We start from the raw sequence: 13,641 nt of genomic DNA on the forward strand, positions 1-13,641 counted from the left end.
ATTATACAATATTATGTCTACAAAATATACCATACCTGGGGAATTTAAAAGTGCAGTAGATGGCAAATGTCCAAGATGTCGCACTGGAAATATGTTCAAAGCGCCATTATTGAGTTTCAAATCCAAGAAAATGCATGAACAATGTCCGCATTGTAACTTGAAATATGAAAAAGAACCTGGCTATTTCTATGTAGCGATGTATGTAAGTTATGCCTTTGTGGTAGCTGAGTTGGTTACTGCCTGTGTTGCAACCTATATTTTGACAGGAAACCTAGAATCTCCTTGGTTATATCTTTCAGTAGCGATTGCTGTATCCATTATTTTAGCACCATTCAATTACCGATATTCTCGTGTCGTATTGATGTATTGGCTTACTCCGCAATTCAAATTTCAAGAAAAATACTTTTTAAAGGGAAAAGAAGCGTAATTTCTACAAGCTTAATGTTGTTTTTGTAACAATATAATAGGGATTAATTTCTGAAGAGAGATAAATCCCTAATTTTATTTTTTTCTATTACTTCTAATATGAGATACTTCGCATTTATACTATGTATGGCCTTATCTACGCTAGTTTTTGGACAGCGTAAAGGGTATTGGCAACAGAATGTTCAATACAAAATGGATATTGATGTCAACGAAAAAAACTACCAATACGATGGCAAAATGAGCTTGGTATATGGTAATAATTCTGGACAATCGTTATCCAAAGTTTACTTTCATTTATATTTCAATGCGTTTCAACCTGGAAGTATGATGGATCATAGACTAGTATCTATTTCCGATCCTGATGCGCGTATGGTCAAAAACTTAGGAACCAAAGAAAATCCACAATACCAAAGCCGTATATCGCAATTGACAACAGATCAGATTGGTTATCAAAAAATTTCTTTCGTAAAGGTGAATGGCGTCAAAGCTAATTTCAAAGTGGATGGAACAATTTTGGAGGTCGTATTGCCTAAGGCTATTGTGGATGGCTCGAAAACAACTTTTGAGCTAGAATGGATGGCACAGGTTCCGGAGCAAATCCGTCGCAGTGGTCGTAATTCCAAAGAAGGAGTAGCCTTATCCATGACACAATGGTATCCAAAAATGGCACATTTCGATGAGTTCGGTTGGCATCTAGACGAATATGTTGGACGTGAGTTTATTGCCCCATTTGGGGATTTTGATGTGACTATTCATCTAAATAAAGATTATGTTATAGGTGCTTCAGGGGTGTTGCAAAACCCAACAGAAGTAAAAGGTTATTCGGAAAAAGCAAAAGTAAAAGCTAAAAATAACAAAGCCTCTTGGCGTTTTGTAGCAAAGAATATCCATGATTTTGCATGGGCTGCAGATTCAAAATTTGTGGTAGATTCTACTACCACCAAAGGAGGCGTCAAACTGTACACGGTTTATTTGCCTACGAATTCGGAGGTAATTTCAAATTGGAAACAAGCTTTAGGCTTTGCTTCGGAGTTTTTTGATTTTACGTCCTCACGATTTGGGGCTTATCCATGGCCGACTTATACCATTGTACAAGGTGGTGATGGAGGTATGGAGTATGGAACGGCTACTTTGGTGACTGGCGGTCGTAATTTGAAATCCCTGGTCAATGTGATTTTCCACGAAGCTGCACACTCGTGGTACCAGCATTTATTTGGTATTAATGAAACAGTAGATGAATGGTTTGACGAAGGCTTTACTTCCTATGTAGAAGAATTAGGTATGCACCACATATTTGAGAAAAAGGGTGCCGTAGCTACCAATCCAGTTATCGAGCCTTACCGTGCTTATTATAAATTGGCTTTATCAGGTAAGGAAGAACCAATGAGCTTATTGGCTGATTATTATAATACGAACTATGGGTATTCCAATCAAGCGTATAACAAGGGCGCTGTCATGGCGGAGCAATTGGGTTATATCATTGGACAGGAAAACCTGGAGAAGACATTCTTAAAGTTCTATGAGGTATGGAAATTTAAGCATCCTACGCCAAACGATTTCAAACGCGTAGCGGAAGAAGTTTCAGGAATTAACTTGAAATGGTATTTCAATTTGTTTATTAATACTACTCGTACTATTGACTATGCAATAGATAGCATCTCGGATAAGGAGATTTTGATTCGCAACAAATCAAATTTAGCTATGCCTTTGGATATATTAGTAGAGTATACTGATGGTAGCAAAGAATTGTTTTATATTCCATTACGTGAGATGCGTGGTGAAAAACCAGCAGAAGGATTTGAAATGTATAAAAACGTAAAACGTACGGTGTTGGAAGACTGGTTTTGGACAAAACCAACCTATGCAATTCCGGTGGATAAGAAAGTTTCTAAAGTATATATTGATCCTACGTTACGATTAGCAGATATAGAATCCTCAGATAATAAGAAGGAATTAAACTAGAAAAAATTAGATAAAACAAAAGGAGTCTTTCCAAGAAGGCTCCTTTTATTGTTGATATAAACCAAGGTTGTTTATATTTCCTTCTTCAGTACTTAATGCATTTGGTGTAAACGTACTCTCTTCCAAGAATGTCACTACTGCATACATGAAAATGGAACAAATTAGCATAATTAAACAGAGTAGAAATTGTTTCATATTTTAATTTATTTTAGTAATTGTGGTGATTGTTAAAGGTTTACTTCAAATTTACGTATTGTTTTTCATAAAATATGGTCGTATTTTATAAATAGCTATATATAGTTACATCTCTCTCATAAAAAATAGCATAATATATATTGCTTTCAAGAAATTATTGTGCCAAAAATTTTAGAATTCGGTAGATCCCTGTTGTTATTTTGTTAAATTTTATAAATCTTGCTTAAAAACGATTTAAAATGGGTTTTGCTCCCTAGTTTTAGATAATAAAATTGTTATAATGTTTCCGTTTTGGCGTTTTGTTAATCAGCGTACTACGCTTAAAAAAATTATGTTTACCTAAATTTACTAATTTGATTCTATTAATTTACAAATAGTAGTATTGATAATCATTATGTTAGGGAATAATTTATATCGATTTGTCATCGATATTTCTATCATATAATAGTTTTGCATTTATTTGTTTTTCTGTTTTAATCCTGCATTAAACCTATTAAATGAATGAAATTTTGTTTTTTGGGGTATTAAAATTATTTAAGATGAGGGTGTTTTTTGGTAAGAAATAATTGTTTTTTGATAGCAAAAGATTGTAACAATTATTAAGAATTGATGCGTATTAACTAATGGATTTTTAAAATGTCTGGTAAAGGTGTCGGTTTTTACTTAAAACGTAAAAAGTCGTTTTGTAGCATATTAATGTTATATTACGTTAATAGAAAAACAGTTCAAAATCCTATTAAAGAATTTATATTTTATTTTTAACTTAAACTTGTTTTTAAACTAATCAATATTTTAAATGAAAAAGCTAATTATAGGACTTGGGTTTTTATTTCTTTTCTCGTTATATCTACAGTCAAACAGCGCAAATGCTCAATTTGGTGATTTATTAAATAAAGCTTCCAAAGCCGCCGCTTCTAAAGGAGCAAAGGCATTGGGATTGGATAATATACTAAAACAGCCCGATGCCATTTCTACGAAATTTGCTGATGTCAATAGAACGGGTGAACAATTTCCAGATTTCCATAATGATCAAACTTTTACTCCACTGACTAATTTGCCTAAACATGCTGATGGCGGTTATATTTTAAAAGCAGGGCATTATGAAATCTTTAATAAAAGTTATTGTCTTAAGGCGGGGACATATGCCCCCTCTTCAGGTGATGGCTATATGTATGCTCCTGTGGATGGCAAGAAAAGAGATGTTGTGATTGCGATTTTGAAGAGTGCAGAAAAGCATCCAGAAGTGAAACAGTCGGATATTCAAATGTTGTTGTGGACGATTATTGCGCGAACAAAATTCGCTGATTATTCAGGTTCCGTAAAAGCTACCGCTATCCGATTATTGACTGCAAAGCAATTGCTGCAATTGGAAGGTGGTGCATTAGGAATTTTACCATTTGATGTGGTAAACAAAGCTAAAGATCAACTCCCTGATGAGGTAAAGTTAGTATTTGAGGCGGAGAATAAAATCAGAGGTTTAGTCGCGTCAGGCAACTATTCTTTTGCAGAATTTGAAAGTTTGGCTATTCTAGCTGGCATGGCTGAACCGCGTGCGGATACGCCAAGTGGTATTTGGACACTTCATCCTGATGGATATTATGTTCGTTATTTCCCAAATGGATATAGTAAAACTAAAGTTCAGATTTATGTTCCAGAAGAAACTATTGCGAAGCTAAATGGTAAAGAGTTGGTTTATGATGCTACGGATGATATTGCATGTCCTGCTAATACAGGCTCGCAACGCTTAATACAGACGAATGAGGCTATTAATTTGTAGCATAGATTCATATTTAATTAGGAAAGTATAGATATTCTATGCTTTTTTTTTTAAGGAGGATGGTAAATAGGTTATTACTCATTTTAACATCCTTCTTACAATTCCGAATGCTTTAAAAGTTAACTTTGTTATAAAGCACGAAATCATCATGCCTACATTATATATCAAAAATATGGTTTGTAACCGCTGTATTATGGTGGTTGAAAGCGAATTGAATAAAGCAGGAATCATTGCTTCGTTGGTTAAATTGGGTGAAGTAGTTTTAGAGAAAGAGCCAACCGAGGAAGAGTTGCAGCAATTTACTTCTGCGATTGAATCATTGGGTTTTGAGCGGATTGATGATAAGAAAAGCCGTATTATTGAGCAGATTAAGAATAAGATTATTCATTTGGTGCATTACGAATACAATGCTTCTAAAATTAATCTTTCTGAAGTGTTGAGTAGCCATTTGAATCACGATTATAATTATTTGTCTAATCTGTTTTCTGAGGTAGAAGGAACAACAATTGAAAAGTATTATATCGCTCAAAAGATAGAAAAAGTCAAAGAGCTATTGGTATATGATGAATTATCGCTTAGTGAAATTGCGGATCGTCTAAATTACTCAAGCGTGGCTTATTTGAGCAATCAATTCAAGAAAGTAACCGGGCTTTCTCCAAGTCATTTCAAACAAATAGGTTTGGAAAAAAGAAAACCTTTAGACCAGATATAAGTAAATCTTACAAATTCTTTGCATAATTACATAACACTAAAACTGCTTTGTTTTGTCATCTTTGTAGGGTAGAATCGGAGATAAATAAAAATGGCAAAGCAAGATAAAAATATTATAAAAGAAAGCTATCCTGTGCTTGGCATGTCTTGTGCAGCCTGCGCTAGTAGTGCTGAAAATATTATTAAGCAGCAAGAAGGTGTGGTAGATGCTTCTGTCAATTTTGCTACTGGAAATCTTTCTGTAGCGTATCAATCAAGTCTTACTTCCTCCGAAAAGTTGCAACAAGCACTGCAGTCTGGCGGTTATGACTTGTTGTTGGAAGAGGAAAGCAAACAGCAAGAAACGTTGGAAGCATTACATGTCGCTAAATACCAACAGCTGAAATCGAAAACCATTTGGGCAATCCTTTTATCCTTGCCTGTTGTGCTGATAGGTATGTTCTTTATGAATATCCCATATGCCAATGAAATCATGTTTGCTTTCGCAACACCTGTGGTCATTTGGCTAGGAAGAGATTTTTTTGTGGGAGCGTGGAAGCAAGCCAAACACCATACCTCCAATATGGATACGCTCGTAGCTTTAAGTACGGGTATTGCCTATTTGTTCAGTGTTTTCAATATGATTTTTGAGGATTTCTGGATGAGAAGGGGATTGCATGCACATGTTTATTTTGAAGCTGCAGCCGTCATTATCACTTTTATTTTATTGGGAAAACTCTTAGAAGAAAAAGCCAAGGGTAGTACTTCTACGGCTATTAAAAAGCTGATGGGGTTGCAACCTAAAACAGTGACATTAGTCCAAGAGGATAAAGGAGAAGTGGTGATACCGATAGAGCAAGTTCAAATTGGAAATCGTTTGTTAGTGAAGCCTGGTGAGAAAATTGCCGTGGACGGCATAGTCGTATTCGGAAATTCCTATGTCGATGAAAGTATGCTAAGTGGTGAACCGGTTCCTGTTGCCAAATCGCATGGGGAGAAGGTTTTTGCGGGTACAATCAATCAAAAGGGAAGTTTTCAATTTGAGGCTACAAAAGTTGGAAAGGAAACACTATTGGCTCAAATTATTAAAATGGTACAGGAGGCACAAGGCAGTAAAGCTCCAGTGCAGAAGCTTGTGGACAAAATAGCAAGTATTTTTGTGCCTGTAGTTATTAGTATAGCAATTCTGACTTTCATACTGTGGACTGTGTTTGGTGGAGAACATGCGATAGTTCAGGCTTTATTGGCTGCTGTGACGGTATTGGTTATTGCTTGTCCCTGCGCCTTGGGGTTGGCTACGCCAACGGCAATCATGGTCGGCGTGGGCAAAGGAGCAGAGCAAGGAATATTGATTAAGGATGCTGAAAGTCTGGAATTAGCAAAAAACATTGATGCGATTATTCTAGACAAAACCGGCACAATTACGGCTGGCCGACCTGAAGTAAATGACATTGTTTGGGCTCAATATAATTCATCCCAAGAGGCTATTCTATTCAGTATAGAGAAACAGTCAGAACATCCATTGGCGGAAGCTGTGGTTAATTATTTGAATCAAGCCCATGTCGTTGAATTGAGCCAATTTGAAAGTATAACGGGTAAAGGTGCGCAAGCTAATTATAATGGGTTAAGCTATTTCGTTGGAAACAAGAAGTTGTTGGAAGAGCGGGAAGTAGAAATTTCGACCGCATTAGAAACAAAAGCTAAAGAATGGTTGTCACAAAGTAAAACCGTGATATGGTTTGCAAGTGAACGGACTGCATTAGCTGTGCTGGCGATTTCAGATCAAATCAAACCAACTTCCGTACAAGCGATCGATGAGCTACAAAAGATGGGCGTGGAATTATATATGCTGACTGGAGATAATGAAGCAACAGCCCAAGCTATAGCACATCAAACAGGTATTAGACATTATAAAGCAGAAGTATTGCCACAAGATAAGGCAACTTTTGTCAAAGACTTACAGCAACAAGGTAAAGTCGTAGCTATGGTAGGTGATGGGATTAATGACAGCACGGCATTGGCTACAGCGGATGTCAGTATTGCGATGGGCAAAGGCTCCGATATTGCGATGGATGTCGCGAAAATGACCATAATATCTTCGGACTTAATTAAAATTCCTCAAGCTATTCGACTGTCCAAACAAACGGTAGCTACGATAAAACAAAATTTGTTCTGGGCCTTTATCTACAATTTAATTGGCATTCCAATTGCCGCAGGGATATTGTATCCTATCAATGGATTTTTGCTCAATCCTATGTTGGCTGGGGCTGCAATGGCGTTAAGTAGCGTGTCAGTAGTAACCAACAGTCTGAGACTAAAATGGAAGAAGTAACACGTAAATATCATTAAAAATTAAAACAAGTAACCATGGAAAATAAAGAATTAAAATTTAAAACGAATATCAACTGCGGAGGTTGTGTGGCAAAAGTTAAACCTGCTTTAGACAGTGCCGAAGGCGTAAATAATTGGGGTGTAGACACGGATAATGCAGACAAAATCTTGACTGTATCAACAGAAGGAATTTCAGAAGAAAAAGTAATAGAAATTGTAAAAGCTAAAGGCTTTAATATAGAAAGAGTTTAATCTCTTACAGGAAAACTTTAAACAAGAGGCTTGGTGGATATTGCTAAGCCTTTTCTAATGGATCAGTGGTCTTTAGCATTCTTCTTCTAAGGAAAAATTGATAATTCTTGTAGAATTATTGCTTCGCGGAACATATTTTTCATTTCCCAATAGGATTATATTGTTATCTTAAACAATTAAACCAATAAATCATATTCATGCTTCGAAGTATTTACAAATTCTTCAATCTTCATGATGGTGAAGAAACTAAAGACAAAGTATTAGAAAATGTGGTGTCCAATATTTCCTTTCGGGGAGCTAACTTATGGATCTTAGCTTGTGCCATTGCTGTTGCTTCTATAGGATTAAATGTTAATTCTACGGCAGTCATTATAGGAGCTATGTTGATTAGCCCATTAATGGGACCTATAGTAGGTGCTGGTTTCGCTTTAGGAATTTATGATTTTGATTTATTAAAAAAATCAGGGAAAAATTTATTGATTGCCACGTTAGTCAGCCTATTAGTTTCGTTTCTTTATTTTCTTTTAAGTCCATTTAAGGAAGCTCAATCTGAATTGTTAGCGCGCACATCACCAAATATTTATGATGTTCTGATTGCATTTTTCGGTGGACTCGTTGGTGTGATTGCTATTACTCGTGTGGAAAAGGGAAATCCTATTCCAGGAGTGGCTATTGCAACAGCTTTAATGCCTCCATTGTGTACCGCTGGCTACGGTTTAGCCATAGGAAATATATCCTATTTTTTTGGTGCATTATATCTGTATACCATCAACTGCTTTTTTATATGTATCTCAACCTTTCTAATTGTCAAGTTTTTAAGGTATCCTAAAATTAAATTTGTGGATCCTAAACGAGAGTCACGTATTACAAGGACTATTACTTTTCTTATTCTCGTCATGCTTATTCCAAGCTCTTATTTGGCGTATGCGCTATTGCAGGAGAGAAAATTTAGTCAGAATGTGAATACTTTCATTGAAAATGAACTTACTAGAAAAGGATATACGTTAATCTATGAACGTACGCAATTTAATGCGAGACCCAAGAAAATAGAGTTAGCCTTTTTGGATAAGAAGTTTTCTCGAGATGAGTTGAAAGAACTTAATGATAAGATGGAGGTGTATAAATTGCGGAACACACAATTGGTTATCCGGCAAGATAGTACTGATTTAAAAGCAGATATTTTAGCCGAACTTAGCAAAAATAGCGCTCATGTGGACGAAAGAGATGTGATGATTCAAAATTTAAGAAAGGAATTATCGACTTATAAACTGGATAATGATGGATTATTGAAAGAAATCGATTTGTTATTTCCAGAGTTAAAGCCATATTCGTTAGGTAAGCAAAGTGTCTATGTGAGTAAGGATAGCTCAAGATTTGATTACTATCTTATTTATTCATCGACATTGGAAGATAACCGTAAAAGATCGTTGGAAAATTGGTTAAAGGAGAAATTAAATACCCGATCGATTAGGTTTCTGAAAAGCGAATAATACTAAAAGAGCTAGATGATATCATCTAGCTCTTTTAGTATTATTATTTTTTGATTCTTAAAACAAGATATCCTATTACACCCGCGGCTAATGAAGTCAATAGAATGCTCAATTTTGCTTCTGCAATATGCATGGGATCTGCAAAGGATAAGATGGCTATAAATATAGACATCGTAAAGCCAATACCCGCAAGTAATCCTACCCCTAATATATGAAACCAATTTGCGCCTTCTGGAAGTGTACTTAATTTTATACTTTTGCAAATAAATGAGGTCAAAAGGATGCCCACCGGCTTCCCTAATAACAAGCCTAAAGTAATACCTAAACCCAAATTAGAAGTTAAGCCTGCAATCATTTCGCTCTCTAACGTGATATTGGTATTCGCAAAAGCAAACAGCGGAATGATGATAAAATTTACAGGTTTTACTAATGCATGTTCGAGACGTTCCAATGGAGATTCAATATTCGTATCGTTTGTAGGAATCGTCATCGCCACCAAAACTCCTGCTATTGTAGCATGTATCCCCGAATGATGAACAAAATACCATATAAATACTCCTGGAATCAGGTATAAATAAGGATTTAGTACATTCATTCTATTCATGACAATTAATACTAACATTAATACTCCTGCATAACCTAAATAACTCAATTCAATGCCAGAAGAATAGAATAATGCAATTACTAGTATGGCTATTAAATCATCAACAATCGCTAATGCTGCTAAGAAAATTTTTAAGCTAGCCGGTATTTTATTGCCTAATAAATTAATGACAGCTAATGCAAAAGCAATATCAGTTGCCATAGGAATACCCCATCCCGAACTTGTTTCTTGACCTGCGTTCAGACTCAAATATATAATTGCTGGTATAACGGCCCCTCCGATAGCACATAAAATTGGCAAGGAAGCTTTTTTAGGAGAGGACAATTCCCCTTCTACTATTTCGCGTTTTATTTCTAACCCTACTAAAAGGAAAAATATAGCCATCAGTCCATCATTAATCCATAAGAGAATGGAATAATTGAGATGTATACTTTCATTTTCAAATCCAAATTTGGTGTCTAGAATTTGCTGTAAGGTGGGAGCGGCTGGAGTATTCGCAATAATCATAGAAATAATTACGCAAATAAACAACAGTATACCTCCCGCATTACTGGATTTGAAAAAGTCTTTGAATACATTTAAATTAATCAAGTTTGCCATGTTTTAGTTTGTTAGTTCCAGTATTTATTAACTGGTATCTGGTTATATATTATTCAATAGATACATGCTTCAGTATAACATTAAAAGAAGCCAATGCTTACTAAAATATAGTTTTAAGTAATAGGGCTTATGGATTATTGCATAGATTTTATCTATAGTATATGGCTTGGGTTATGGAGGATTAATAGTTTAGTAAGTATTTTTAGTATTGTATGAAAAGGTTTCTTAAAAGTGTATTCTTTAAGAAACAACAGCATTTGTCTTTTTTTAAGAGTAACAAATAGGAAACGTTAATTTCCAATTGTGAAGATTTGATTATAAATGCAGGCTAATTTTGTAATAGCATTAGCTTATCTTCCAAATCCTTTCCTTTTAGATTGTGACCTACGATAACACCATTAGCATCAAGTAAATAGCTGTGCGGCAAACCTCCAATTTCATACAATTTATATATTGGAGATTGATATCCTTTCAAATCAGACAAGTGTACCCATTCTTGAGTTTTGTCATCTCGAATGGCTTTCAACCATTCTGCTTTCTCATTGTCTTTATTAAATGATATTGCTAGAATTTCAAAGTTTTTACCTTTATATTTTTTATAGATATCCAAATAAATAGGATTTTCCTTACGACACGGAATGCACCATGATGCCCAAAACTCAAGTAAAATAATCTTGCCTCTAAATTGTTCTAAAGAAACTTCCCTTCCCAAAGTATCAAGCAGTGTGAAATTGGGAGCTATAGCTCCATAGGCTAATTTCTCAAATCGACTGATTTTGGATTTAATCCTTGAATCTTGATCTGTATCAATAGAATTATCTGGAATAATCTCGTAAAGCTTTTTAAACTTAATAACATTGTATTGATTTAAATATCTATCTATTAAATCAACAGAAAACTGCGTTAAATCATTATTCTCCAAAAAGTTTATATCAAAAGCTTCATGCTTTTTTATGAAATTCTGAAATTGTTCTTGATGTTCAAGTGCTTCATCATCCGTCAAAATGCCTTTCACCATTTTGTCAAAATATTCCTTATCCCTTTGAGCTGCCAACGTTCTTAAACTATCCGATTCAAACCAATATTTAGAGTAAATAGAATTTAGTTTATCTGCTTCTATGATAGCATTATTTAAAGTTCCTCCCTTTATTGAAATTCTTGATGTAGATAAATATAATTGTCGGAAACTAAGTAATCTTGGAGGTGCTAATGAATTATTAATAGTCGTATCAAAAAACCTAAAGTAACAAGAGTAGGTCGATCTACCGTTCCAACGAACTTGAATTTACCGTCTTCCACGGTAGTGGAATCATTAATGTTAGGAGAGATTAAATATACTTTATGATGACTTTTAAGCTCTTCGATGTCTCATTGAATAGAAATTTTTATTTGCGCACCACAAAAATACGGCAGTATAGCCATGAAAAACACAATAACCCTCATAATAAATAGTTTAACATTAATTGAATATAATAAAATGCGAAGAAATAGAAATATTAAATCTCAACATTTACCTTTGCGTAGTAACAAATTGAGCGGGGCACCCAGAATGTTCAATTAGTATAAAAATCAAATAGTTACGATTTTAAAGAAACAAATAGAAACACAGTATTTCCTTTGTTTTTTGACAATCCGAATATATGAAGTTAGAAATACCCAGATAATAGAATCATTATCTGTTATTATCCACGAACTAAACTCTTATATATTTAATTCATGTTTTAAACACATAATATTTCTTTGATTATTAAATAATGTTCATTAAATTTGATTGTTCACGTTACATGAACAATCAAATTTAATGAACAACCAATGACTCAACAGGAAATCAAGACGGTAAATAAAGCATTGAACAATCTCCAAAATGTAGCGGGTATACATGGAGAGTGGGAATTCTTAGAACATACTAAAAATACAGGAATAGATGGAATATTGACTATTTCTTTAGGCGAAAATAGAATTAGATTTAAAACGGACATAAAGAAAGAAATCCGCCACACACATGTAGAACTAATTAAAGCTCGTTCTAACGTAAATGATATGTTCTTACTCTTAGCACAAAACATTTTTCCTAAAGCTAAGGAAATGCTAAGAAATGAAAATATAGCATATTTAGATATAGCTGGAAATTTTTATTTCCGGAACGAGAGCTACTATATTTTTATTGAGGGAAACAGAATACCAACAGTGGAAAAAGAAAAACCTAACAGAGCATTTACTCCTACCGGACTTAAAATAGTCTTTTTATTGCTTACTGAAAAGAACGCTTTAAATATGTCTTATAGGGAAATTGCTCATCGAGCAAATGTAGCACTAGGCAACGTTCCTTTAGTTATAAATAATTTACAAGAAGCCGGTTATCTAATCGCTAAAAATAGAAATAAATATATAATAACTCGTAAACGAGAGCTACTAGACCGCTGGATTACAGGCTATGGCGAGACCTTGAAACCAAAACTAATGGTAGGGCGCTATCGGTTTTTAAAAAATAATAAATATTGGAAAGAGCAACAACTTGTACCTGGTGATGTATGGGGAGGAGAAGCTGGTGCGAACATAATGTCAAATTATATTGAACCCGAAATAAAAACGCTTTACACCAAATTATCGAAGATGGAGCTTATGACAAAAATGATGCTTGTACCCGACTCTAAAGGTGATATTGAAATCATACAGCATTTTTGGCAAGAAGCGTATAATTTAGAGAAATACTGTGCGCCAGCAATATTAATTTATGCTGATTTAATCATTAGTCAAGATCCAAGAAATATAGAGGTTGCAGAATCGATTTTTGACAGTTATTTAAAAGCAGATTTTTCCTAATATGAGACACGGAGAACTTAAACATATATTTGATATATTGGAGCGCAGCTTTAATCAATTAAATATAGACTTTTACTTAATAGGCGCATTAGCTAGACAAGTATGGTACGAAAAAGGTAACATAAGTTTTAGAACAACAAAAGATGTTGATTATGCTGTATTGGTGAGTAATCAAGATGAGTAACAGCGGATCAGAGCGTATCTTATAGATACAGAAAAATTTACACCATATAGAGGTAATGCATTTGTTCTAATTGCTCCAGATGGTACTCAAGTGGACATATTACCATTTGGTGAAATTGAAGATGATGGAAGTGTCACTGTTAATGGACAAGGAATGACCAGTATTCGTGTAGATGGATTAATAGATGTTTATAATAATGGGATAGAAGATGTAGAATTTGAGACTGGACATTCATTCAAAGTAGCAACATTACCTGCAATAGCCTTACTCAAGTTTATTGCTTACGATGATAGACCAGAACATCGTC

The 13,641-nt window shown here is 34.6% G+C and carries 14 protein-coding genes; 10 read left to right on the forward strand and 4 right to left on the reverse strand.

Annotated features, from left to right (window positions below):
* Positions 1-13 precede the first annotated feature (13 nt).
* Both G5B32_RS10825 and G5B32_RS10830 read left to right on the forward strand, forming a co-directional pair.
* Entirely contained in the window at positions 14-427 is a 414-nt protein-coding gene (locus G5B32_RS10825; protein ID WP_165291557.1) for a DUF983 domain-containing protein, read from the forward strand.
* Between the two features lie 98 nt (positions 428-525).
* Positions 526-2,388, forward strand: coding sequence for a M1 family metallopeptidase (locus G5B32_RS10830; protein ID WP_165291558.1), 1,863 nt, complete (start codon positions 526-528; stop codon positions 2,386-2,388).
* A gap of 45 nt (positions 2,389-2,433) precedes the next feature.
* Here the strand turns inward: G5B32_RS10830 and G5B32_RS10835 are convergent, their stop codons facing one another.
* Entirely contained in the window at positions 2,434-2,583 is a 150-nt protein-coding gene (locus G5B32_RS10835; protein WP_165291559.1) for a hypothetical protein, read from the reverse strand.
* A 796-nt stretch (positions 2,584-3,379) separates the two neighbouring features.
* Here G5B32_RS10835 and G5B32_RS10840 point away from each other — a divergent pair.
* From G5B32_RS10840 to G5B32_RS10860, 5 genes are all read left to right on the forward strand, one after another.
* Positions 3,380-4,360 (forward strand): hypothetical protein, encoded by a 981-nt coding sequence (locus tag G5B32_RS10840; RefSeq protein ID WP_165291560.1) that lies wholly within the window; start codon positions 3,380-3,382, stop codon positions 4,358-4,360.
* Positions 4,361-4,508: 148 nt separating this feature from the next.
* Positions 4,509-5,072, forward strand: a complete 564-nt coding sequence (locus tag G5B32_RS10845; protein ID WP_165291561.1) for an AraC family transcriptional regulator — start codon at positions 4,509-4,511, stop codon at positions 5,070-5,072.
* Between the two features lie 90 nt (positions 5,073-5,162).
* Positions 5,163-7,382: a heavy metal translocating P-type ATPase gene (locus tag G5B32_RS10850; RefSeq protein WP_165291562.1), complete on the forward strand. Its 2,220-nt coding sequence runs from the start codon at positions 5,163-5,165 to the stop codon at positions 7,380-7,382.
* A 35-nt stretch (positions 7,383-7,417) separates the two neighbouring features.
* Positions 7,418-7,633, forward strand: coding sequence for a heavy-metal-associated domain-containing protein (locus G5B32_RS10855; RefSeq protein WP_165291563.1), 216 nt, complete (start codon positions 7,418-7,420; stop codon positions 7,631-7,633).
* Positions 7,634-7,830: 197 nt separating this feature from the next.
* A complete protein-coding gene (locus G5B32_RS10860) occupies positions 7,831-9,123 on the forward strand; it encodes a DUF389 domain-containing protein (RefSeq protein ID WP_165291564.1) in 1,293 nt (430 codons plus the stop codon).
* Between the two features lie 43 nt (positions 9,124-9,166).
* Here G5B32_RS10860 and nhaA read toward each other — a convergent pair whose 3' ends face one another.
* The 3 genes from nhaA to G5B32_RS17715 all read right to left on the reverse strand — a co-directional run bounded on the left by nhaA (position 9,167) and on the right by G5B32_RS17715 (position 11,692).
* The gene (nhaA, locus tag G5B32_RS10865; protein ID WP_165291565.1) at positions 9,167-10,327 is read right to left on the reverse strand and encodes a Na+/H+ antiporter NhaA; all 1,161 of its coding nucleotides are present in this window, start codon (positions 10,325-10,327) and stop codon (positions 9,167-9,169) included.
* A 328-nt stretch (positions 10,328-10,655) separates the two neighbouring features.
* Positions 10,656-11,381, reverse strand: a complete 726-nt coding sequence (locus G5B32_RS10870; protein WP_165291566.1) for a peroxiredoxin family protein — start codon at positions 11,379-11,381, stop codon at positions 10,656-10,658.
* 152 nt (positions 11,382-11,533) lie between these two features.
* Positions 11,534-11,692 (reverse strand): DUF4369 domain-containing protein, encoded by a 159-nt coding sequence (locus G5B32_RS17715; RefSeq protein WP_165291570.1) that lies wholly within the window; start codon positions 11,690-11,692, stop codon positions 11,534-11,536.
* Positions 11,693-12,139: 447 nt separating this feature from the next.
* Between G5B32_RS17715 and G5B32_RS10880 the strand changes: the two genes are divergently transcribed.
* The 3 genes from G5B32_RS10880 to G5B32_RS10890 all read left to right on the forward strand — a co-directional run.
* Positions 12,140-13,150, forward strand: a complete 1,011-nt coding sequence (locus G5B32_RS10880; RefSeq protein WP_165291567.1) for a type IV toxin-antitoxin system AbiEi family antitoxin — start codon at positions 12,140-12,142, stop codon at positions 13,148-13,150.
* Between the two features lies 1 nt (position 13,151).
* Positions 13,152-13,334, forward strand: coding sequence for a hypothetical protein (locus tag G5B32_RS10885; protein ID WP_165291568.1), 183 nt, complete (start codon positions 13,152-13,154; stop codon positions 13,332-13,334).
* Between the two features lie 90 nt (positions 13,335-13,424).
* A partial coding sequence (locus tag G5B32_RS10890; protein WP_206366876.1) for a hypothetical protein occupies positions 13,425-13,641 on the forward strand: 217 nt, incomplete at its 3' end.

The organism is Sphingobacterium sp. SGL-16 (assembly GCF_011043515.1).
GTDB lineage: Bacteria > Bacteroidota > Bacteroidia > Sphingobacteriales > Sphingobacteriaceae > Sphingobacterium > Sphingobacterium litopenaei.

Coding starts and splice junctions, on each gene's coding strand:
- G5B32_RS10855 (WP_165291563.1), top strand. CDS start 7,418: ATGGAAAATAAAGAATTAAAATTTAAAACGAATATCAACTGCGGAGGT.
- G5B32_RS10830 (WP_165291558.1), top strand. CDS start 526: ATGAGATACTTCGCATTTATACTATGTATGGCCTTATCTACGCTAGTT.
- nhaA (WP_165291565.1), bottom strand. CDS start 10,327: ATGGCAAACTTGATTAATTTAAATGTATTCAAAGACTTTTTCAAATCC.
- G5B32_RS10860 (WP_165291564.1), top strand. CDS start 7,831: ATGCTTCGAAGTATTTACAAATTCTTCAATCTTCATGATGGTGAAGAA.
- G5B32_RS10885 (WP_165291568.1), top strand. CDS start 13,152: ATGAGACACGGAGAACTTAAACATATATTTGATATATTGGAGCGCAGC.
- G5B32_RS10835 (WP_165291559.1), bottom strand. CDS start 2,583: ATGAAACAATTTCTACTCTGTTTAATTATGCTAATTTGTTCCATTTTC.
- G5B32_RS10880 (WP_165291567.1), top strand. CDS start 12,140: ATGACTCAACAGGAAATCAAGACGGTAAATAAAGCATTGAACAATCTC.
- G5B32_RS10850 (WP_165291562.1), top strand. CDS start 5,163: ATGGCAAAGCAAGATAAAAATATTATAAAAGAAAGCTATCCTGTGCTT.
- G5B32_RS10845 (WP_165291561.1), top strand. CDS start 4,509: ATGCCTACATTATATATCAAAAATATGGTTTGTAACCGCTGTATTATG.
- G5B32_RS10825 (WP_165291557.1), top strand. CDS start 14: ATGTCTACAAAATATACCATACCTGGGGAATTTAAAAGTGCAGTAGAT.
- G5B32_RS10840 (WP_165291560.1), top strand. CDS start 3,380: ATGAAAAAGCTAATTATAGGACTTGGGTTTTTATTTCTTTTCTCGTTA.